Annotated in this window: 18 protein-coding genes and 1 riboswitch; all 18 genes read left to right on the plus strand. The window is 36.3% G+C overall.

Annotated elements, in window-relative coordinates; translation table 11 throughout:
- Positions 1-15: 15 nt before the first annotated feature.
- The 18 genes from rbfA to DN393_RS10340 all read left to right on the plus strand — a co-directional run bounded on the left by rbfA (position 16) and on the right by DN393_RS10340 (position 20,305).
- Positions 16-372, plus strand: coding sequence for a 30S ribosome-binding factor RbfA (gene rbfA / locus DN393_RS10250; protein WP_000776445.1), 357 nt, complete (start codon positions 16-18; stop codon positions 370-372).
- A gap of 86 nt (positions 373-458) precedes the next feature.
- Positions 459-1,382: a tRNA pseudouridine(55) synthase TruB gene (gene truB / locus DN393_RS10255; protein ID WP_048545987.1), complete on the plus strand. Its 924-nt coding sequence runs from the start codon at positions 459-461 to the stop codon at positions 1,380-1,382.
- Between the two features lie 43 nt (positions 1,383-1,425).
- The gene (gene ribF, locus DN393_RS10260; protein ID WP_064475019.1) at positions 1,426-2,397 is read left to right on the plus strand and encodes a bifunctional riboflavin kinase/FAD synthetase; all 972 of its coding nucleotides are present in this window, start codon (positions 1,426-1,428) and stop codon (positions 2,395-2,397) included.
- Positions 2,398-2,497: 100 nt separating this feature from the next.
- Complete coding sequence (gene rpsO, locus DN393_RS10265; RefSeq protein ID WP_001229392.1) at positions 2,498-2,767, plus strand: 30S ribosomal protein S15; 270 nt, start codon at positions 2,498-2,500, stop codon at positions 2,765-2,767.
- 160 nt (positions 2,768-2,927) lie between these two features.
- Positions 2,928-5,066, plus strand: coding sequence for a polyribonucleotide nucleotidyltransferase (pnp, locus tag DN393_RS10270; RefSeq protein ID WP_046957398.1), 2,139 nt, complete (start codon positions 2,928-2,930; stop codon positions 5,064-5,066).
- 152 nt (positions 5,067-5,218) lie between these two features.
- Positions 5,219-6,118 carry a polysaccharide deacetylase family protein gene (locus DN393_RS10275; protein ID WP_064475020.1) on the plus strand — a complete coding sequence of 300 codons (900 nt, stop codon included), beginning with the start codon at positions 5,219-5,221 and terminating at the stop codon, positions 6,116-6,118.
- An 86-nt stretch (positions 6,119-6,204) separates the two neighbouring features.
- Positions 6,205-7,446: a M16 family metallopeptidase gene (locus tag DN393_RS10280; RefSeq protein WP_000593005.1), complete on the plus strand. Its 1,242-nt coding sequence runs from the start codon at positions 6,205-6,207 to the stop codon at positions 7,444-7,446.
- A 130-nt stretch (positions 7,447-7,576) separates the two neighbouring features.
- Positions 7,577-7,828, plus strand: coding sequence for a YlmC/YmxH family sporulation protein (locus DN393_RS10285; protein WP_064475021.1), 252 nt, complete (start codon positions 7,577-7,579; stop codon positions 7,826-7,828).
- A 274-nt stretch (positions 7,829-8,102) separates the two neighbouring features.
- Positions 8,103-9,005 carry a dipicolinic acid synthetase subunit A gene (dpaA, locus tag DN393_RS10290; RefSeq protein ID WP_000954740.1) on the plus strand — a complete coding sequence of 301 codons (903 nt, stop codon included), beginning with the start codon at positions 8,103-8,105 and terminating at the stop codon, positions 9,003-9,005.
- Positions 9,002-9,601, plus strand: coding sequence for a dipicolinate synthase subunit B (gene dpaB / locus DN393_RS10295; protein ID WP_001049480.1), 600 nt, complete (start codon positions 9,002-9,004; stop codon positions 9,599-9,601). Before dpaA ends, dpaB begins: the two co-directional genes overlap by 4 nt.
- 150 nt (positions 9,602-9,751) lie before the next feature.
- On the plus strand, positions 9,752-10,798 hold the full coding sequence (gene asd / locus DN393_RS10300) for an aspartate-semialdehyde dehydrogenase (protein ID WP_000414854.1): 1,047 nt from the start codon (positions 9,752-9,754) through the stop codon (positions 10,796-10,798).
- Positions 10,799-10,821: 23 nt separating this feature from the next.
- Complete coding sequence (gene dapG, locus DN393_RS10305; protein ID WP_064475022.1) at positions 10,822-12,054, plus strand: aspartate kinase; 1,233 nt, start codon at positions 10,822-10,824, stop codon at positions 12,052-12,054.
- A gap of 11 nt (positions 12,055-12,065) precedes the next feature.
- The gene (gene dapA, locus DN393_RS10310; protein WP_000564777.1) at positions 12,066-12,944 is read left to right on the plus strand and encodes a 4-hydroxy-tetrahydrodipicolinate synthase; all 879 of its coding nucleotides are present in this window, start codon (positions 12,066-12,068) and stop codon (positions 12,942-12,944) included.
- Positions 12,945-13,720: 776 nt separating this feature from the next.
- Positions 13,721-15,391, plus strand: a complete 1,671-nt coding sequence (locus tag DN393_RS10315) for a ribonuclease J (protein WP_000823080.1) — start codon at positions 13,721-13,723, stop codon at positions 15,389-15,391.
- Between the two features lie 104 nt (positions 15,392-15,495).
- Entirely contained in the window at positions 15,496-16,245 is a 750-nt protein-coding gene (gene tepA / locus DN393_RS10320) for a translocation-enhancing protein TepA (protein ID WP_000139828.1), read from the plus strand.
- Complete coding sequence (locus tag DN393_RS10325) at positions 16,242-16,445, plus strand: YlzJ-like family protein (protein WP_000605035.1); 204 nt, start codon at positions 16,242-16,244, stop codon at positions 16,443-16,445. The genes tepA and DN393_RS10325 overlap by 4 nt, the downstream gene beginning before the upstream one ends.
- Positions 16,446-16,657: 212 nt before the next feature.
- On the plus strand, positions 16,658-19,042 hold the full coding sequence (locus DN393_RS10330) for a DNA translocase FtsK (RefSeq protein WP_088047314.1): 2,385 nt from the start codon (positions 16,658-16,660) through the stop codon (positions 19,040-19,042).
- A gap of 203 nt (positions 19,043-19,245) precedes the next feature.
- Positions 19,246-19,347: riboswitch (purine riboswitch) on the plus strand.
- Positions 19,348-19,579: 232 nt separating this feature from the next.
- The gene (locus DN393_RS10340; RefSeq protein WP_064475023.1) at positions 19,580-20,305 is read left to right on the plus strand and encodes a GntR family transcriptional regulator; all 726 of its coding nucleotides are present in this window, start codon (positions 19,580-19,582) and stop codon (positions 20,303-20,305) included.
- Positions 20,306-20,338 lie beyond the last annotated feature (33 nt).

Consider the following 20,338-nt stretch of genomic DNA (forward strand, 5'->3'; position numbering starts at 1 on the left):
ATGAGGTGAAGAGTTATGAAATTACGTGCAAACCGTGTAGGCGAGCAAATGAAAAAAGAATTAGGCGACATCATCAGTCGTAAAATTAAAGATCCACGTGTTGGATTTGTTACAGTAACAGATGTACAAGTGAGTGGAGATTTACAAATTGCTACAGTATATATTTCTGTTTTAGGTGATGAGGAACAGAAAGAAAGTACATTAAAAGGTTTAGCGAAGGCAAAAGGTTTCATTCGTTCAGAAATTGGCCAGCGTATTCGTCTTCGTAAAACACCGGAAATTTCCTTTGAGTTTGATGAGTCTATCGGATATGGTCATCGAATTGATACACTTTTACATCAAATTAATAAAGACGGTAAACGTGAAGAATAATGGATAGACATTTGTCTATCCATTTTTTCAATGCAAAATTAATTTTGGATAATTACTATGAAAGAATTATGATGAGGTGAACATATATGGAAGGTGTAGTATTATTACATAAGCCAAAAGGCATGACATCACATGATTGTGTATTTAAATTAAGAAAGATATTGCGTGAGAAACGAATTGGTCATACAGGAACATTAGATCCAGATGTAACAGGAGTATTACCTATTTGTGTAGGACGAGCAACGAAGATTGCACAATTTTTAACGAGTGAGACGAAAACATATGAAGGTGAAGTAACACTTGGATTTTCAACGACAACTGAAGATGCTTCTGGTGAAGTTGTTGAAACGAAAAATGTAGATCGTGTTATTACTCGTAAGGAAGTAGAAGGGGCTCTTGCTGCATTAACAGGTACGATTGAACAAATGCCTCCGATGTTTTCAGCTGTAAAAGTTAACGGAAAAAAACTATATGAATATGCAAGAGCAGGACAAGAAGTTGAACGTCCAGTTCGTACAATTACAATTCATGAATTTGTATTACTAGATGATCGTGAAGTGTTTGAGGGGGAAAATATTTCATTTCGTTTCCGTGTAACGTGTAGTAAAGGGACATATGTAAGAACATTAGCAGTAATGATTGGTGAAAAACTTGGTTTCCCATCACATATGTCTCACCTTGTAAGAACAGCTTCGGGTGAATTTTTATTAGAAGATTGCATATCATTTGAAGAAATTGAAGAAAACGTGCAAAATGGAACAGTAGAGTCTATCTTCATTTCAATTGATGAAGCATTAAGTAAGTTTCCAAAAATGGTTGTAGATGAAAAGCAAGCAGAGAAAATAAAGAATGGTATGTTCTTAAAAAATGAATTGCAAATAACGGCGCCATTTATAACAGTGTTTGATACAAATAATCGCTGCCTTGCAATTTATGAGCACCATCCAAAACACCCTGGTATGCTAAAGCCGATGAAAGTACTTGTGAATAATCAAGAACTAAAGCTATAATGAATTATTGGAAGGATTATTACAGAAAAAGGTGAATTCAAGCGTGAAACTTATTCATTTAACTCATCCACATGAACAAAATAAATTAGAATTACCACCTACTGTAATGGCATTAGGATTTTTTGATGGCATTCATTTAGGACATCAATGTGTGATTCGAACTGCGAAACAAATAGCTGATGAACGAGGATATAAAAGTGCAGTTATGACATTTTATCCGCACCCATCTGTTGTTTTAGGAAAAAAGGAAGCGCATGCGGAGTATATTACACCAATGTGTGATAAAGAAAAAATAGTCGAAAACTTAGGGATCGATATATTATATGTTATTAAATTTGATGAATCGTTTGCAGGCTTATTGCCACAACAATTTGTAGATGATTATATTATTGGTTTGAATGTAAAGCATGTAGTAGCAGGGTTTGATTATTCATATGGACGTTTAGGAAAAGGAAAGATGGAGACTTTACCATTTCATGCAAGAGGGGAGTTTACACAGACTGTGATTGAAAAAGTTGAATTTCAAGAAGAGAAAGTAAGTTCTACAGCATTACGAAAGTTAATTCGAAATGGCGAAATGGAACAAATTCCATCTATTTTAGGTAGAGCATATACAGTAGGGGGAACGGTTGTACACGGTGATAAGCGTGGACGTCAAATTGGTTTTCCTACAGCTAATATAGGTTTAAGTGATGAGTATCTATTACCACCTGTAGGTGTTTATGCAGTGAGATTAAAAGTTCACGATGAATGGTACGATGGTGTATGTAATATTGGATATAAACCAACTTTTAAAGAAGATGAGCGTCAATTATCTATTGAAGTGCACTTATTTGAATTTAACAAAGACATATATGAACAAAATGTTACAGTAGAGTGGCATATGCGTATAAGAGAAGAAAAGAAATTCAATGGCATCGATGAGTTAGTTGAACAAATTGCAAAAGATAAGAAAACAGCACAAGAATATTTTGCGAACGAAAAGAATATACTTGCTTTTTCAAATGAAAAGTAGTATTCTATGTTATGTACTTTATGACAACCATTGCTTGGCATTGCGACTCACCGACGCTTGCTAGGTAATTGGGGGTTTAATTAATAGGAGGTGAAATAGGATGGCTTTAACACAAGAGCGTAAAAATGAAATCATTGCACAATTTAGAACTCATGAGACTGATACTGGTTCTCCAGAGGTTCAAATTGCTGTCCTAACGGAGCAAATTAACACTCTAAACGAGCACTTACGTACTCACAAGAAAGATCATCATTCACGTCGTGGTCTATTAAAGATGGTTGGTAAACGTCGTAACTTACTAACTTACCTTCGTAATAGCGATATCACACGTTACCGTGAATTAATCACAAAGCTTGGCTTACGTCGATAGTCAAAGAAGCGGGAATATTCCCGCTTTTTTGTTAGGTAAAAATATATCTTCTACCCTTTATAGCTTACTTCATTTTCGGTAATACTAGAGGTAGAATATTGTGATATACTATCCATTTACATAGAAGAATTGAATACTTTAAATTGAGAGGGGTACTTAAATGAGTCAAGAAAAGCAAGTCTTCTCGATAGATTTAGCTGGTCGCCAGCTAACAGTTGAAACAAGTCAGCTTGCGAAGCAAGCGAACGGAGCAGTATTAGTAAGATATGGCGATACAGCGGTTCTATCTACAGCAACTGCATCAAAAGAACCAAAAAATGTAGATTTCTTCCCACTTACAGTAAACTATGAAGAGCGTTTATATGCAGTCGGGAAAATTCCTGGCGGTTTCATTAAACGTGAAGGTCGTCCGAGTGAAAAAGCAATTTTGGCAAGTCGTTTAATCGACCGCCCAATTCGTCCACTTTTCGCAGATGGTTTCCGTAACGAAGTACAAGTTGTCAGCATAGTAATGAGTGTTGATCAAGATTGTTCTTCTGAAATGGCAGCTATGCTTGGTTCTTCATTAGCGTTATCGATTTCAGATATTCCATTTGAAGGCCCAATCGCGGGTGCAACAGTTGGTCGTATTAACGGCGAATTCGTTATTAATCCAACAGTAGAACAGCAAGAACAAAGTGATATTCACCTTGTTGTGGCTGGTACGAAAGATGCAATTAACATGGTTGAAGCAGGAGCAGATCAAGTGCCTGAAGAAACAATGTTAGAAGCAATTATGTTTGGACATGACGAAATTAAACGTCTAATTGCATTCCAAGAAGAGATTGTACAAGCTGTAGGTAAAGAGAAATCAGAAGTGAAACTGTATGAAGTTGACGCTGATCTTAATCAAGCTGTACGTGAAATGTCTGAGAAGGATATGCATTCTGCAATTCAAGTACATGAGAAACATGCACGTGAAGATGCAATTAACGAAGTGAAAAAGCGTGTAATTGAGCATTACGAAGCGCAGGAAGCTGACGCTGATACATTAGGACAAGTAAGTGAGATTTTATATAAAATTGTAAAAGAAGAAGTACGTCGTCTTATTACAGTTGAAAAAATCCGCCCAGATGGCCGTAAAGGTGACGAAATCCGTCCATTAGCATCAGAGGTTGGCATTTTATCTCGTACACACGGTTCTGGTCTGTTCACACGTGGACAAACACAAGCATTAAGTATTTGTACATTAGGTGCATTAGGCGATGTGCAAATTTTAGATGGTCTTGGTGTAGAGGAATCAAAACGCTTTATGCACCATTACAATTTCCCATCATTTAGTGTTGGTGAAACAAGACCGATGCGTGGACCAGGTCGTCGTGAAATTGGTCACGGTGCACTAGGAGAACGTGCTCTTGAGCCTGTAATTCCATCTGAAAAAGATTTCCCATATACAGTACGTCTTGTATCTGAAGTTTTAGAATCAAATGGTTCTACTTCACAAGCAAGTATTTGTGGTAGTACTTTAGCAATGATGGATGCTGGTGTTCCACTTAAAGCTCCAGTTGCAGGTATTGCAATGGGCCTAGTTAAAACTGGTGAGCATTACACAATTTTATCTGATATTCAAGGTATGGAAGATCATTTAGGTGATATGGACTTTAAAGTAGCAGGTACAGCAAAAGGTGTAACTGCACTTCAAATGGACATTAAAATCGATGGTCTATCTCGTGAAATTTTAGAAGAGGCATTACAACAAGCGAAAGTCGGTCGTGTGCACATTCTAAATCATATGTTATCTGTTATTGCAGAGCCACGTACTGAATTATCAGCTTACGCTCCAAAGATTATTACAATGACAATTAACCCAGATAAAATCCGTGACGTTATTGGGCCGAGCGGTAAACAAATCAATAAAATTATTGAAGAAACTGGCGTTAAAATTGACATCGAGCAAGATGGTACAGTATTCATTTCTTCAATAAATCAAGAAATGAATGACAAAGCTAAGAAAATTATCGAAGATATCGTTCGCGAAGTACAAGTAGGTGAAATCTACGAAGGAAAAGTGAAACGTGTTGAGAAATTCGGTGCTTTCGTTGAATTATTCAGCGGTAAAGACGGATTAGTTCACATTTCTGAACTTGCACTTGAGCGTGTAGGTAAAGTAGAAGACGTTGTAAAAATCGGTGATGTAATTACAGTTAAAGTTATCGAGATTGACAAGCAAGGTCGCGTGAATCTATCTAGAAAAGTATTGCTAAAAGAAGAGCAAGAAAAAGAAGCTGCTAAAGAAGAAAACAAACAAGAGCAGCAATAAGTAAAAGCCAGTTAAACTGGCTTTTTTTGTTATGTGAAAAATATGATTTACATATATTTTTATGTCAGTATAGGTATAGTTTTCATTATAACGCTCAAATTAACAAAGATAAGAAGAAAAAAGGTTTTTATATAGTTAATGGGAGGGTTTATATGAAAGCTCGTATATTGGCATACATATGTATAGTTTTTTTATATGTCAGTGTAGGCTCTTATTCCGTTTTTGCACAGGATAACTTGTATGAAGAAATTCAAAAACATGCAAAACAATATGAGATTGCACCTCAAAATGCGATGATTGATAAAATATGGAAAGCAACACCAGGATATAATGGAAGACAAGTTGATATCGAAGCATCCTATAATAATATGAAGAAGCTAAAGAAATTTGATCAAAAAAATCTTGAATTCAAGGAAGTATCACCGGGTGTCCACTTAAAAGATTTATCACCAGCTCCAATTTATAGGGGACATCCAAATAAAAAGATGGTGGGATTAACAATAAATGTGGCATGGGGAAACGAGTATTTGCCACGTATATTAGAGATATTGAAAAAACATGATGTGAAGGCGACTTTCTTTTTAGAAGGACGCTGGGTGAAAGAAAATTTACGATTTGCAAAAATGATTGTCGATGCAAATCAAGAAGTCGGAAATCATTCTTACACACACCCTAATATGAAAACGTTATCTTCTGATGAAATACGAGATCAGTTACAAAAAACAAATCGAATGATCGAAGCAGCTACGAATCAAAAGGTGAGATGGTTTGCTCCGCCGAGTGGAAGTTTTCGGGATGAAGTCGTGAAAATTGCTGATGATTTCCAAATGGGAACGATTATGTGGACTGTCGATACAATTGATTGGAAGCGACCTGATCCAGATGTACTATTGCAGAGAGTAATGAGAAAAATACATCCAGGTGCTATCGTATTAATGCATCCAACTTCATCAACAACAGAAGCATTAGATACAATGATTACAAAATTGAAGGAACAAGGATATAAAGTAGGGAATATAACAGAATTACTGGATGAAAAACGTGTGGATTAAATACATTTGCATGACATTCATCCTTAAACTTGTTATCATTAAATAATAGCACTTATTTAGAGAAACTGGCAGTAGGAGGAAAGTTTTTGATTAAAAAATATACTTGTAAAAATGGTGTAAGAATAGTTATGGAGAATATACCAACCGTAAGATCGGTTGCGATTGGTATTTGGATCCATGCGGGATCAAGAAATGAAAATGAAAAAAATAATGGGGTTTCCCACTTTTTAGAGCATATGTTCTTTAAAGGAACGGAAACACGTAGTGCACGCGAAATTGCAGAATCATTTGATAGCATTGGTGGGCAAGTGAATGCTTTTACTTCAAAAGAATACACTTGTTACTATGCAAAAGTGCTAGATGAGCATGCTAAATATGCTTTAGATGTATTAGCAGATATGTTCTTTAATTCAACATTTGATGAGGAAGAACTGAAAAAAGAGAAGAATGTCGTATGTGAAGAAATTAAAATGTACGAAGATGCTCCAGATGATATTGTGCATGATATGTTAACGAAAGCAACATATGAAACGCATCCGCTTGGATATCCTATTTTAGGAACTGAAGAAACGCTTGATACGTTTACAGGTGATACGCTACGCCAATATATAAAAGATCATTACACACCTGAAAATGTCGTTGTTTCAGTTGCAGGAAATATTGATGAAGCCTTTTTACAAACGGTAGAGCAATATTTCGGTAGTTATGAAGGAACAACAAACCGTGAACAAGTACATAGCCCAATTTTCCATTTTAATAAAGTAGCACGTAAAAAGGAAACAGAACAAGCTCATTTATGTTTAGGATATAAAGGCTTACAAATGGGACACGAAGATATTTATAACTTAATTGTATTAAATAACGTTTTAGGCGGTAGTATGAGTAGCCGTTTATTCCAAGAAGTACGTGAGCAACGCGGGTTAGCCTACTCAGTATTTTCTTACCATTCTTCTTATGAAGATACAGGTATGTTAACGCTGTATGGTGGAACAGGTAGCCAACAATTAGATACACTGTATGAAACAATGCAAGAAACATTAGACACATTGAAAAATACAGGTATTACAGAAAAAGAGCTTATTAATAGTAAAGAGCAATTAAAAGGAAACTTAATGTTAAGTTTAGAAAGTACGAATAGCCGTATGAGCCGTAATGGTAAAAATGAATTGCTACTTCGTAAGCATCGTTCACTTGATGAGATTATTGAAAGTGTAAACACAGTAACAAAAGAAAATGTTGATGAGTTAATTCGTAACATGTTTACAGATGAATTCTCTGCAGCATTAATTAGTCCAGATGGAAAACTTCCAAAAGGAATAAAACTATAATTGCTTTATATGAAGTATGTAAAAATAACCGTATCTCTTTTAAATGAGATACGGTTATTTTTTTTGGATATACAGAATAGGTACTAATTATGGATAACTTAAATTCACAATTTCGGTAGGGGGAGAGTGTATGCGTTTAAGCGAATTAAGTGGTAAAGAGATCGTAAATTTAGAAAGTGCCGAGAAAATGGGGGTTTTAGGATATGTGGATTTAGAGATTGATGAGAAGGATGGCCAAATACAGGCTCTTATCATACCTGCTGGAAAATGGGGAGGTTTTAAAAAGGAACCACAAGAAATAAGAGTAGGGTGGAGCCAAATTAAAAAAGTGGGGTATGATATGATCCTTTGTGATATTACGGATCGTTCAAATTCGAAGTGAAAGATGGCCATTTTGGTCATCTTTTTTTGTTCATTTCCCTTTGATTATTAGCTCACATGAATTGAGCTTTTACCGGCAATCAATTTCTCGCATAATGTCCTCTAATATGCCGAATTTTCAGACGGTTGTCTTACTGCATACAAATAGCAGGATAAATCATACGTGCTTTTTGTTTTTCAATCACCTAAAACTCGTACATTACATAAGATGTGGAGGAAAAAGAAAAAGTAGGCACTTTTCTTATAAATGACAGAAAAAGAAGGTGAATTAGGGAATGTTGACTGAGATGCATATTGCTGTCATAGGAGGAGATGCAAGACAGCTAGAAGTAATTCGCAAGCTAGTTGAATTGGATGCGAAACTTTCATTGATAGGGTTTGATCAGTTAGATCATGGCTTCACAGGGGCAGCAAAAGAAAGTATACAAAATTTAGATTTCACTTCTGTAGATGCAATTATTTTGCCAGTTGCAGGTACAAATGCCAAGGGAGAAGTAGATACTATTTTTTCAAACGAAAAAGTTTCAATAACGAAAGAACAAATTGAAAATACACCAGAACACTTTACTATATATTCAGGTATTGGTACGCCTTACTTGGAAAATCTCGTATCTACTACAAACCGCAAACTTGTTAAATTATTTGATCGTGATGATGTGGCAATCTACAATTCTATTCCAACTGTAGAAGGTACATTAATGATGGTAATTCAACATACCGACTATACAATTCATGGTTCCAATGTAATGGTTTTAGGATTTGGTAGAACAGGGATGAGTGTTGCCAGAGCATTTCAATCATTAGGGGCCCATGTCAAAGTTGGAGCAAGACGATCGGAACATATTGCACGTATTACAGAAATGATGTTTTCTCCTTTTCATATGCAAAACATTGAGAAAGAAGTAGGAAATATCGATATTGTCATTAATACAATTCCGCATCTCGTCGTGACAGCGAATGTCATTTCAAAAATGCCAGCTCATACGTTAGTAATTGATTTAGCTTCTAAACCAGGCGGTACCGACTTTAGATATGCGGAAAAAAGAGGAGTCAAAGCGCTGTTAGCACCTGGATTACCTGGTATTGTTGCTCCAAAAACAGCAGGACAAATTTTAGCGAACGTTCTTTCTCAGTTACTAGCAGAAGACGTAATAGCAAGAAAGGAGAATGGGGAATGAATTTAAAAGGGAAAAGAATAGGGTTTGGTTTTACGGGTTCACATTGTACGTACGAAGAAGTAATGCCTCATTTAGAAAAATTAATTGCTGAGGGAGCAGAAGTACGCCCCGTTGTTTCTTACACTGTTCAATCAACAAATACGAGATTTGGCGAAGGAGCAGAGTGGATTAAAAAGATTGAAGAAGTAACAGGTTTTAAAGCGATTAATTCCATCGTTGGTGCAGAACCACTAGGACCTAAAATTCCACTAGATTGTATGGTGATTGCGCCACTAACAGGAAATTCTATGAGTAAATTTGCAAATGCAATGACAGACTCTCCAGTATTAATGGCAGCAAAAGCGACGCTAAGAAATGGCAAGCCTGTCGTATTGGCTGTTTCGACGAATGATGCTTTAGGGCTGAATGGCGTCAACCTCATGCGCCTAATGGCAACAAAAAACATCTACTTCGTCCCATTCGGTCAAGATGCACCAGAGAAAAAACCGAACTCAATGGTAGCTCGTATGGAGCTGCTTGAAGATACAGTATTAGAAGCGCTGCAAGGAAAGCAATTGCAACCGGTTGTCGTAGAAAAATTCAGATATATGAATTAAAAAACGAAAAAAAACGGACAATTTTTGATGAAACCATCATTCTTACTGTAGAATATGATAAAATTAACGTTATTAAGATTAGAAGGGGTATTGTATACTCCTTCTGATTCTAAGTTATAGAAGGATTGGTATCTAGAAAGGGGCATAGTGATGGAAAAGCAAAAAACTTTTCATGTCGCTGTAGTTGGAGCAACCGGCGCAGTTGGTGAACAAATGTTAAATACTTTAGAGAAACGAGAATTTCCAATCGGGAAGTTAACGTTACTTTCATCTAAACGATCTGCAGGTAAGAAACTTGTATTTAAAGGCGAAGAATTTACAGTTCAAGAGGCAACTCCTGAAAGTTTTGAAGGAGTAGATATCGCACTATTTAGTGCTGGTGGATCTGTATCAAAACAATTAGCGCCAGAAGCAGCAAAGCGCGGTGCGATTGTTGTTGATAATACAAGTGCATTCCGTATGACAGAAAACGTGCCACTTGTTGTACCTGAAGTAAATGAAAACGACTTAAAAGAACATAATGGTATTATTGCAAATCCAAACTGTTCTACAATTCAAATGGTAGTAGCTCTTGAGCCAGTTCGTCAGCAATATGGTTTAAAACGAGTAATCGTTTCCACATATCAAGCTGTATCAGGTGCTGGTGCGGCAGCGATTGAAGAACTTCATGAACAATCACAAGCAATCTTAAATGGTGAAGAAGTGAAGGCAAATGTTTTACCTGTATCAGGTGATAAAAAGCATTTCCAAATTGCTTTCAACGCGATTCCACAGATTGATAAATTCCAAGATAATGGATTTACGTTTGAAGAAATGAAAATGATTAATGAAACGAAAAAAATTATGCATATGCCTGAATTAGAAGTAGCGGCAACATGTGTACGTTTACCAGTTGTATCAGGTCACTCTGAGTCTGTTTACATCGAAGTAGAAAAAGAAGGTGTAACAGTAGAAGAATTCAAGAGCTTACTTGCAAATGCGGAAGGTATTGTTCTACAAGATAATCCAGAAGAGCAGTTATATCCAATGCCAGCTACTGCAGTAGGTAAAAACGAAGTATTCGTTGGAAGAATCCGTAAAGATTTAAATAATGATAAAGGATTCCATCTTTGGGTCGTATCTGATAACTTATTAAAAGGCGCTGCATGGAATTCTGTTCAAATTGCAGAGCGCTTAGTAAAATTACAATTAGTGTAAACGGCTAAGAGAAGGTGCAAAATATGAAAATTATTGTTCAAAAATTTGGTGGCACATCCGTACGTGATGAAAATGGACGTAAGCATGCGCTTCATCATATAAAAAAATCGCTAGATGCGGGTTATAAAGTAGTTACTGTCGTATCTGCTATGGGCCGTAAAGGTGAACCATATGCAACTGATACTTTGTTAAGTCTTGTAAATCAAGAGGAATCTCGCATTTCTAATCGTGAGCAAGATTTATTATTATCATGCGGAGAATTAATCTCAGCAATCGTCTTTTCTAACATGTTAAATGAGAACGGTATAAAAGCAGCGGCATTAAATGGTGCACAAGCTGGTTTTGTAACAAATGAGGATTTTACGAATGCTAAGATTATTGAAATGAATTGCGATCGTGTACATGAAGAGTTAGAAAATGTAGATGTAATCGTCGTTACAGGATTCCAAGGACAAACGAAAAAAGGTGATACGACAACACTTGGACGCGGAGGTAGCGATACTTCAGCTTCTGCATTAGGTGTTGCGCTTCATGCTGAATTTATTGATATCTTTACAGATGTAGAAGGTGTTATGACTGCGGATCCTCGCATTGTAAAAGATGCACGTCATCTTCAAACGGTAACATACAATGAAATTTGTAACATGGCATATCAAGGTGCAAAAGTCGTTCATCCACGTGCAGTTGAAATTGCGATGCATGCCAAAGTACCACTTCGTGTACGTTCTACGTATTCTGATAGTGAAGGTACGCTTATTTCAGCATCGGACGGTGCTACAAAAGGCCGTGATGTAGAAGAACGTCCTGTTACAGGTATCGCTCATGTATCAAATGTGACGCAAATTAAAGTGCTGGCAAAAGAAACAGCATATGATTTACAACAGCATGTGTTTAAAGAAATGGCGAATGAAGGAATCAGTGTCGATTTAATTAACATTTCACCTACTGGGGTAGCTTATACGGTGAGTGATAATGTATCAAGTCGTGCAGTTGAATTATTAAGAAACCTTGGATATGAGCCAATTGTGACAGAGCATTGTGCAAAAGTATCTATTGTAGGAGCTGGAATGGCAGGATACCCAGGGGTTACTGCGAAAATCGTTACAGCTTTAGCGGAAAAAGGTATTCAAATTTTGCAATCGGCAGATAGCCATACGACAATTTGGGTTCTTGTAAAAGAAACTGATTTAGTGGAGGCTGTAAATGCATTACATAGTGCGTTTGAGCTTTCAAAAGAAAAGCAACTGGAACAATAAGGAGTGAGACCATGATAGATTTTGGGACAATTGCAACCGCGATGGTAACTCCGTTTGATAAAAACGGAAATATCGATTTTGCGAAGACAACGAAATTGGTAAATTATTTAATAGATAACGGTACAACAGCAATCGTGGTAGGAGGAACGACAGGAGAATCTCCTACATTAACTTCAGAAGAAAAAGTAGCGTTATATCGCCATGTCGTATCTGTTGTCGATAAAAGGGTGCCCGTAATCGCTGGAACAGGTAGTAATAATACGCATGCTTCTATTGACTTAACTAAAAAGGCAACAGAGGTTGGTGTTGATGCAGTAATGCTAGTAGCACCGTATTATAACAAACCGAGTCAAGAAGGAATGTATCAGCACTTTAAAGCAATTGCTGAAAGCACGCCGCTTCCGGTTATGCTATATAACGTTCCAGGACGATCTATTGTACAAATCTCCGTTGATACAGTTGTTCGTTTATCAGAAATAGAAAACATTGTTGCGATTAAAGATGCAGGCGGCGATGTGTTAACAATGACAGAAATCATTGAAAAAACAGCGGACGACTTTGCAGTATACAGCGGTGATGATGGTTTAACGTTACCAGCTATGGCAGTTGGAGCGAAAGGTATCGTTTCTGTAGCATCTCATGTGATTGGAAATGAAATGCAAGAAATGATTGCAGCATTCCAAGCAGGAGAATTTAAAAAGGCGCAAAAATTACATCAATTACTTGTAAGAGTAACGGATTCATTATTTATGGCGCCAAGCCCAACGCCAGTAAAAACAGCGTTACAAATGGTTGGATTAGATGTAGGTTCTGTACGTTTACCGCTTCTTCCATTAACAGAAGAAGAAAGAGTAACGTTACAATCTGTAATGCAATCTATCCCTCGTTAATAAAAAATGACCTAGTGTAGAACTAGGTTATTTTTTTATGTTATGAAAATCTTTGCCTCTCGTTTCTCACCTACATGTGTTCTTATAAGATCATATTATGCCACTTGTTTAACCGCTTCTTCATTATGTGTTGCAACATGTATAAGAAAATAATCGTACACCTTTAAATGAATCAAAAAATCATAGTTATTATAGGATAAACATTTGTATAAACGTAATAAAATATCGATTCTGTTTTTTAGAGGGATTGTCTCAAATGTGACGTGATTCATAAAAAAGATTCATTTTATAAGTGTTTTTGTTCGATTCTAGAAAAATAAGTCTTGAAAATCCATATTATGAAATTAATTTAGCGTATGTATGGTTATTTCTTCAAAATAATATGGAGTATAAAATCGGAGTAAATATAAAGGAAATACGTTCGATATTTTTGTTGTAATTCCGTTCTTTTACTTCTTCTTTCGCACGATTTAACTTGTGTTCTATTTCTTGTATCAGGTATAATATGGCTAAGTAGCTTAGTACGGGTATGCTTAGCAAAATTGGTAAAAATTATAATTTGATTACATTTTCATATCATATCGAATAAGATATTTGATTTATATAATGAAAGAGAGGTGAAACCTGGTTTAAAAAATAAACAAGGACATGATATCGCATAACGGTAAGGACATTCGTCTTGGACGGTGAATATATGGTGGTTGTAGAGTTTCCCCTGGTGTCTCTGCAATTTTAGTGAAATCAGTGTTTGAAAGATTTTTAAACCAGGCAACAACATGAAGAGAAAAGAGAATGAGTCTGTTAAAGTATTTGCTCTTGGTGGAGTAGGTGAAATCGGGAAAAACATGTACTGTGTTGAAATTGATTCTGAAATCTTTATTGTAGATGCAGGGTTAATGTTCCCGGGAGATGAAATGTTTGGAATTGATATCGTTATTCCTGATATTACATATTTAGTGGAAAACCAAGAGCGAGTAAAAGGTTTATTTATTACTCACGGTCATGAAGATCATATTGGTGGAATTGTTTACGTACTTCGTAAATTATCAATTCCAGTGTATGCAACGAAATTAACAGTAGGACTTATACAAGAAAAACTTGGCGAAGCGGGTATGTTAGGCCGTGTAGACTTAAAAACAATCGATTCAAATTCAACAGTAGAGTTTAATACTACAACGGTGTCATTCTTTGGAACGACACATAGTATTCCAGATTCTGTTGGTGTTTGTTTCCATACATCAAAAGGTGCTATCGTATATACGGGAGACTTTAAATTCGATCAAACTCCAATTGGAAATAGTGGAGCAGACCTTGGAAAAATGGCACAAATCGGAAATGAAGGCGTACTGTGCTTATTATCTGATAGTACAAATGCTGAGCGTCCAGGCTATACAGGTTCTGAAAAAGAAGTTGGTGTAGAAATTTCTAAAGTGTTCTACGGCGCAGAAGGACGTATTATCGTTGCTTCATTTGCATCGAATGTACATCGTATTCAACAAGTATTTGATGCAGCTGCTGAAACAGGACGAAAAGTAGCGGTTGTAGGACGTAGTATGGTGAAAGTGGTAGATATCGCAAGACGTCTTGGTTATTTAGATGTTCCAGAAGGTATGGTTATTTCACTACAAGAAGTAGACAATTTCCCAGAGAAAAAGGTAGCTATTTTAACGACAGGTAGCCAAGGTGAACCGATGGCAGCCCTTTCTAGAATGGCGAAGCAAGCTCATAAACAAATTTCAATTCGTAAAGGTGATACGGTTATTATTGCGGCTTCTCCAATTCCGGGTAATGAAATATCTGTATCGAAAATTATTGACTTGTTATTTAGAGCTGGAGCTGATGTTATTTATTACGGTGAAAGAAAAGTTCACGTTTCAGGTCACGGTAGCCAAGAAGAATTAAAATTAATGTTAAATTTAATGAAACCTAAGTATTTTGTACCCGTACATGGTGAGTTCCGTATGCAAAAAGCACATGCATATTTAGCTGAAGATGTAGGTATTGCAAGAGAGAATATCTTTATCGTAGAAAAAGGCGATGTGATTGCTTTTGGTGACGATGAAGCAAACTTAGTTGGCAAAGTACAAGCTGGTAATGTGTTAATTGATGGATTAGGTGTAGGTGACGTTGGTAATATCGTTCTTCGAGATAGAAAAATGTTATCTCAAGATGGAATATTAGTAGTTGTTGTAACACTTGGTAAAGATGAAAAGAAAATTATCTCTGGTCCAGAAATCATTTCACGTGGTTTTGTGTATGTTCGTGAATCAGAAGCGTTAATTGACCGCTCTACAGAGATTGTACGTATGATTGTTGAGCAATCGATTAAAGAGTATTCAATTGAATGGTCTATGTTAAAACAAAATATTCGTGAATTATTAGGGCAGTTCTTGTACGAAGAGACAAAGAGAAAACCTATGATTTTACCGATTATTATGGAAGTATAAAAAAGATCACCTTTACGGGTGATCTTTTTTTCTTTTTAAACTCTATCGAATGAAATTTATAACTTAAGAAATAATAGTTATATACGAGTGAAAGGGGATGCGATATGACAGAACGTGATCGTTATACAAATGAAGGGAAAGAGGCTGAGCCGAAAGAAACTGGGAAAGAAGCCTCGATAGTGGAAAAAATTCAACAGCTAGGGCAAACGAATGTACCACAAATGAATGAATCGAGTATTCATTGTTTAACAATCATTGGGCAGGTGGAAGGTCATGTTCAGTTGCCGCCGCAAAATAAAACAACAAAATATGAGCATATTATTCCGCAAATTGTTGCGATAGAACAAAATCCGAAAATTGAAGGTTTGCTTTTAATATTAAACACGGTCGGAGGTGACGTTGAAGCAGGTTTAGCAATTTCTGAGATGGTAGCTTCGCTTTCAAAGCCAACGGTATCACTTGTTCTGGGCGGCGGGCATTCTATCGGTGTACCAATCGCCGTCTCTACGGATTATTCATTTATTGCGGAAACTGCGACGATGACAATTCATCCCATTCGTCTAACAGGTCTTGTTATAGGTGTGCCACAAACATTTGAGTATTTAGATAAAATGCAAGAAAGAGTCATTCGATTTGTGACGAAGCATTCGAAAGTAACCGAAGATCGTTTTAAAGAACTTATGTTTGCGAAAGGGAATTTGACGCGAGATATTGGGACGAATGTAATTGGTGGCGATGCAGTGAAATATGGTCTTATAGATGATGTCGGTGGTATTGGGAATGCGATTCGAAAGCTGAATGAATTAATAGATGCTCGCATGGATGATAGTGCAGAAGGGACAATGTTACAATGATTTTATACACAATTATGCCAGAGCAACTTGTATATCCAACTGATTATTCGCAATGTGAAAGCCAAAAAGTTGTAAATATAAACGGTGTTGAATTAATGGTTTCTGAAGAAGAACATGGGTGTTATTCTATTGTACGTGTGTTAAGTACGGATCCGCTACACTACTTAGAGTTTGAGCCCGGCCAAAAAATAACCTTTTAGCAAAAAGAAGGATTTTGTTTAGAAGCTATGGTATAATATAAAAAACAAGACGGTTGAGCAGCCATGAGAGGGCTGCTTTCTTCTGTTTATTTAACAATTTACAAGAAGTGTAAAAATAGAAGATATAAGACCTGAAAAAATAGAGAAAACAGACATATAAGTAGAGCTTTTTTAAGGAAGCCCTGCTTACATGTAGAACACGAGGTGAAGAAATGGCAAAACAAAAGCAAAGAGGGACGAAGGCAAAAGCAAGACGCACGATAAAGCCAACTTTGTATTATGAAATCGTCGGTTTAACTCTTTTTGCACTTTCAATCATTACGATTTTACAGCTAGGTGTTGTAGGGAAATCGTTTGTGTTATTTTTTCGCTTCTTCTTTGGTGAGTGGTACATAATTGGTGTGTTAGGTGTAATAGCTTTATCGGTTTCGTTTGTTATCAAACGTGGATGGCCGAACCTTTTAAATAAACGGTTAATCGGTTTTTATTTAATAGTATTGGCGATATTAATGTTTAGTCATATTACATTATTTAACCTTCTTACGAAAGATGGAGCAGTGCAAAATACTTCTGTTATTGTGAGTACGAAAGATAACTTCTTTCTTGAAATGAAAAAGGGGCCGGATAGCGTTCATTTAGGCGGTGGTATGTTTGGTGCGCTTATGTTCGCGACGTGTTACTTCTTATTTGACGAAGTAGGAGCTTATATCATTGGTATTATTTTAGTGATTCTCGGTATACTTTGTATAACAAATAAGCATATCGGAGAAGTACTTGCCCCTGTAGGGAGAATCCTTAGAAGTCAATTTGAAGTAATGCAAGGGGATTATAAAGATTGGAGATCCAAAAGGACGGCTGAACAAACAGAAAAGAAAAAAACAACGAGAAGCACAAGGAGCAAACGTTCTGCAGAACAAGAAGAGATTATTGAGCCGATGGAAGAAATTTCAATTGATCCTCCCATTATTTCGAATTTCACTGAGAATTATCCTGTAAATGAAGAAGAGAATAAACGAATTAGCGAAGAACAGGAAGCAGAGTTAATAACTTCACCGTCTATTGAAGAGGCTCCGCCTGTTGAAGAATCTAAGAAAAAGCGTGGAGAAAAGATTGTAGAATCTTTAGAGGCGGAAACAAGTGCCCCGCCAATGCAATTTTCAAATGTAGAAAATAAAGATTACAAGCTTCCTGCACTTGATATATTGAAATTTCCTAAGAATAAGCAAGTTACAAATGAAAATGCAGAAATTTATGAGAATGCTCGTAAATTAGAACGTACATTCCAAAGCTTTGGAGTGAAAGCGAAAGTAACAAAAGTACATAGAGGTCCTGCAGTTACAAAATATGAAGTATATCCTGATATGGGAGTAAAGGTAAGCAAAATCGTTAGTTTAAGTGATGATTTAGCACTTGCTTTAGCTGCGAAAGACATTCGTATTGAAGCACCTATTCCCGGGAAATCAGCTGTAGGGATTGAAGTTCCGAACTCAGAAGTTTCTATGGTAACGCTTAGAGAAGTTCTTGATTCTAAGGCTAATAATCATCCGGAAGAGAAGTTGTTAATTGGTCTTGGACGAGATATTACAGGTGAAGCTGTATTAGCGCGTTTAAATAAAATGCCCCATTTACTAGTAGCTGGTGCGACAGGTAGCGGGAAAAGTGTATGTATTAATGGTATTATTGTTAGTATTTTAATGCGTGCAAAACCACATGAAGTAAAATTAATGATGATTGATCCAAAAATGGTAGAGTTAAATGTATATAACGGTGTTCCGCATTTATTAACACCAGTTGTAACTGATCCGAAAAAAGCATCACAAGCTTTGAAAAAAGTCGTGAGTGAAATGGAACGACGTTATGAATTATTTGCTCATAGTGGCACGCGTAACATTGAAGGATATAATGATCATATTAAAGAACATAATAGTCAATCAGAAGCGAAACAACCGGAATTACCTTATATTGTAGTAATAGTGGACGAGTTAGCTGATTTAATGATGGTTGCTTCATCAGATGTAGAGGATGCGATTATGCGTTTAGCACAAATGGCTCGTGCGGCTGGTATTCATTTAATTATTGCGACGCAGCGTCCATCGGTTGATGTTATTACGGGAGTTATTAAAGCGAATATTCCATCACGTATTGCATTCGCGGTATCTTCTCAAACGGACTCTCGTACAATTCTTGACGGTGGTGGTGCAGAGAAACTGCTAGGTCGTGGAGATATGCTGTTTATACCAATTGGTGCATCGAAGCCTGTACGTGTACAAGGTGCATTTTTATCCGATGATGAAGTTGAGAGAGTTGTAGAGTATGTTATTGGTCAGCAAAAAGCGCAATATCAAGAAGATATGATTCCACAAGATGTTCCTGATACGAAGCAGGAAGTAGAAGATGAATTATATGATGAAGCAGTTCAGCTTGTAGTGGAAATGCAAACAGCATCTGTTTCTATGTTGCAACGTAGGTTTAGAGTAGGTTATACGCGAGCTGCCCGTTTAATTGATGCAATGGAAATGAATGGTGTAGTAGGTCCGTATGAAGGTAGTAAACCACGAGAAGTGCTCATTAATGATGTACAAGAAAAAAGTTCATAAAAAAAGCCTAATTGTTTTTACAATTAGGCTTTTTTATATGCTAGTTTTGTTATATACTATATTCAGCGATAAAGAAAGGGCTTACATTTAAAGCGATTCTTTAGAATACGAATACTTTGATTATGTTTTTAATGAATGTTCGATATTTAATGTAGAAAAATGTTAAATTTTGTTGACACGTATGGGAGCAAGTGGTAAGATTACTTCGAAAAGAATCACTGCCTCATATAATCTTGGAGATAAGGTCCATAAGTTTCTACCCGGCAACCATGAATTGCTGGACTATGAGGGGAAAAGTGTGTAACAAAGGATGTAAGAGATCTTTGTGCCGAACTTTTTCTCGAAATGAGGAATGTTTATGGTGCAAAGTTTTTTTTATGCAGTAAAGAGTGAAAATTTCATCTTAAAAAATTATTAATATTTATTCGACAATTATGCTTATTTTTAGTATTTAGTAATTTTATTATGTTGTAAGTTGAAAAAAGAGAAAAGAAGTCTTACATCAGAGGTCGAATAATTGAAATGCGGGGGAGTCTTATGTCAGTAAAATCCGATAGTCGTCACCTATATTTACGGGTGATTGATCACATTAAAGAAAAAATTAAAGATGGAGCTTACAAAGAAAGACAGAAGTTACCATCAGAGTTTGATTTAGCGAAAGAACTTGGTGTAAGTAGGGCGACTTTAAGGGAAGCACTGCGTATTTTAGAAGAAGAAAATGTTGTCATTCGTAGACATGGTGTAGGAACATTTGTAAATGCAAAGCCGTTATTTTCTTCTGGGATTGAACAACTTTCTAGTATTACAGATATGATTTCTAGTGTGGGGAAAACACCAGGAACTATCTTTTTATCATCATCTACAACAAGTTTAACAGAAGAAGAAAAAGAGAAGTTTAATAGTGAAGATGGTTTTAATGCAGTAATGATTGAGCGTGTGCGTACAGCAGATGGGGAACCTGTTGTATATTGTATCGATAAACTTGCAAAAGAAATATTGCCAGATTTATCGGGATACAACGAAGAATCATTGCTTACAGTGATACATAACAACACGCACAAACGTATCACATACGCAGTTGCTCACATTGAGCCAATTGGCTATCATCCGAAAATTTCACCGATTTTAGAATGTGAACCGGAAACGGCACTGCTAGTTTTAAAACAAATGCACTATGATCAAAATGATGAGCCAATCTTATATTCTCTCAATTACTTTAGAGCTGATAAGTTTAGCTTCCACGTATTAAGAAAACGTATGTAGGTAAGTTCCTTTTTGGGGAGGTGACAGCAAGAA

Source organism: Bacillus sp. BPN334, assembly GCF_008368885.1.
Classification (GTDB): Bacteria; Bacillota; Bacilli; order Bacillales; family Bacillaceae_G; genus Bacillus_A; species Bacillus_A wiedmannii.

Bases quoted from the DNA above. Each gene is read 5' to 3' on its own strand.
- rbfA (WP_000776445.1), top strand. From the start codon at position 16: ATGAAATTACGTGCAAACCGTGTAGGCGAGCAAATGAAAAAAGAATTA.
- truB (WP_048545987.1), top strand. From the start codon at position 459: ATGGAAGGTGTAGTATTATTACATAAGCCAAAAGGCATGACATCACAT.
- rpsO (WP_001229392.1), top strand. From the start codon at position 2,498: ATGGCTTTAACACAAGAGCGTAAAAATGAAATCATTGCACAATTTAGA.
- pnp (WP_046957398.1), top strand. From the start codon at position 2,928: ATGAGTCAAGAAAAGCAAGTCTTCTCGATAGATTTAGCTGGTCGCCAG.
- DN393_RS10275 (WP_064475020.1), top strand. From the start codon at position 5,219: ATGAAAGCTCGTATATTGGCATACATATGTATAGTTTTTTTATATGTC.
- DN393_RS10285 (WP_064475021.1), top strand. From the start codon at position 7,577: ATGCGTTTAAGCGAATTAAGTGGTAAAGAGATCGTAAATTTAGAAAGT.
- dpaA (WP_000954740.1), top strand. From the start codon at position 8,103: ATGTTGACTGAGATGCATATTGCTGTCATAGGAGGAGATGCAAGACAG.
- dpaB (WP_001049480.1), top strand. From the start codon at position 9,002: ATGAATTTAAAAGGGAAAAGAATAGGGTTTGGTTTTACGGGTTCACAT.
- asd (WP_000414854.1), top strand. From the start codon at position 9,752: ATGGAAAAGCAAAAAACTTTTCATGTCGCTGTAGTTGGAGCAACCGGC.
- dapG (WP_064475022.1), top strand. From the start codon at position 10,822: ATGAAAATTATTGTTCAAAAATTTGGTGGCACATCCGTACGTGATGAA.
- dapA (WP_000564777.1), top strand. From the start codon at position 12,066: ATGATAGATTTTGGGACAATTGCAACCGCGATGGTAACTCCGTTTGAT.
- DN393_RS10315 (WP_000823080.1), top strand. From the start codon at position 13,721: ATGAAGAGAAAAGAGAATGAGTCTGTTAAAGTATTTGCTCTTGGTGGA.
- tepA (WP_000139828.1), top strand. From the start codon at position 15,496: ATGACAGAACGTGATCGTTATACAAATGAAGGGAAAGAGGCTGAGCCG.
- DN393_RS10325 (WP_000605035.1), top strand. From the start codon at position 16,242: ATGATTTTATACACAATTATGCCAGAGCAACTTGTATATCCAACTGAT.
- DN393_RS10330 (WP_088047314.1), top strand. From the start codon at position 16,658: ATGGCAAAACAAAAGCAAAGAGGGACGAAGGCAAAAGCAAGACGCACG.
- DN393_RS10340 (WP_064475023.1), top strand. From the start codon at position 19,580: ATGTCAGTAAAATCCGATAGTCGTCACCTATATTTACGGGTGATTGAT.